Consider the following 1,197-nt stretch of genomic DNA (forward strand, 5'->3'; position numbering starts at 1 on the left):
GGCTAACCCCTTCGTCTCCATCGAGAACGCACGCTTCTCCGGTGATGCGCAGTTTAACACCGTGAGCGTTGTTGGTACCGGCTTCTACGGCGAGAAGGTCGGCCCCGGCGTTCAGGTCAGCATCTACGCGCTGGATGAGAACCAGCAGATTACCGGCGACGTCATTACCACCGTGTCCGTGTCTGCGGACCAGATTCAGGATGGCTCCTTCAAGACTTCCTTCACTGTCGAGGCAAGCAAGCTGCCCGCCGGCGCTTCTTACGCCCTGGTTGCTGTAAGCAACCCGCAGGCTGCTCAGGCTGACCAGAAGCTCGTGGCTCTCTCCTCCTTCAAGGTCACCGAGACCACCTCTACTGAGGCTCCGAAGACCGAGGAGACCCCCGCTCCTGAGGCGCCCGCGGCACCCGAGAACGCAACCCTCACCACCGAGGATGCTTCCCTGAACCCGAACGACCAGTACAACGTTCTGACCTTCAACGGCTCCGGTTTCACCCACGAGTCCGTCGCTAACGGTGTGCAGATCGCTATCTTCCGCCTGGATGCAAACGGCAACATCACCGGTGATGCTCTGGCAACCCACGATGTGCCCGCTTCTGAAATCGTGAACGGCACCTTCCGCGTCAAGGTCAGCGTTCTTGCTGAACTGCTGCAGCCCGGTTACGCCTACGCAATGGTGGCAACCAGCGACCCCAACGGCCCGGTACACCAGGTGGCAGTCACCACCGCTACCGTGAGCGATGCGAACAACCCCGCACCGACCCTGCCGGCAGCTACCGAGGGTGACAACACCACTGTTCGCGATAACGGCGACGGCACCACCAGCGTCTTCACCGCTGAAATGCGCGAAGATGGTTCGGTTGTCGTAACCGAGACCCGCATGCCCACTTCTCAGGCACCCAAGGCTAAGGTTGGTAACGCATCCGCTGCTACCTCCTCTAACTCCAAGGGCCACACTGTAGGTGTCTCCGGCACCAAGGGTTCTTCTTCGGCTTCCTCGAAGCCGCAGCTGGCTAACACCGGTGCTGAAGGTGTTGCAGGTATCGCAGGCGTTGGCGCCGCAGCTCTGATTGCTGGTGCTGCACTGATGCTCCTGCGCCGCCGCAGCCTCTAATAGCTCAGCCTCTATAGGCTAGGCTCTGAATATCTGATACTCGCCGCAAGGTGAGTGATTCAAGTGCCGCCAATACTCTGAAAGGG

The 1,197-nt window shown here is 60.2% G+C and carries 1 protein-coding gene; it reads left to right on the forward strand.

The features are described 5' to 3' along the window. Window positions 1-1,111, forward strand: a 1,111-nt coding sequence (locus tag HXO69_RS08935) for an LPXTG cell wall anchor domain-containing protein (RefSeq protein ID WP_296546611.1), incomplete at its 5' end; no start/stop codon positions are given. Window positions 1,112-1,197: the final 86 nt, after the last annotated feature.

Source organism: Rothia sp. (in: high G+C Gram-positive bacteria), from assembly GCF_015265375.1.
Lineage (GTDB): Bacteria > Actinomycetota > Actinomycetes > Actinomycetales > Micrococcaceae > Rothia.